The 238-nt window shown below is 65.5% G+C and carries 1 protein-coding gene; it reads right to left on the bottom strand.

Annotated elements, in window-relative coordinates; genetic code table 11:
* A partial coding sequence (locus tag CUZ56_RS15515) for a carboxyl transferase domain-containing protein (protein ID WP_275427171.1) occupies positions 1 to 238 on the bottom strand: 238 nt, incomplete at both ends.

Below are 238 nucleotides of genomic sequence, written 5' to 3'. Positions count from 1 at the left end.
CCATCGGCACCGCGCCCGACAGCGGTTCCATCATGGTTGCCAATTCGCCGTACCAGCGCAGCGAGGTCACGGCCTCCTGTACGCGCGCACCACCGGAATCGTTGATACCGATCAGCGGGCAGCCCATCTTCCCCGCCAGGTCCATGATCGCGGCGACCTTACGGCCGAACATCTCACCGATGGTGCCGCCGTACACGGTCTGATCATGGGAGAACACGGCGACCGGCCGTCCGTCCAC

Source organism: Saezia sanguinis (assembly GCF_003991585.1).
In the GTDB taxonomy this organism is placed as follows: Bacteria; Pseudomonadota; Gammaproteobacteria; order Burkholderiales; family Burkholderiaceae_C; genus Saezia; species Saezia sanguinis.
Note: the sequence above shows the minus strand (reverse complement) of the source record. Positions and strands in the feature narration are given on the sequence as shown.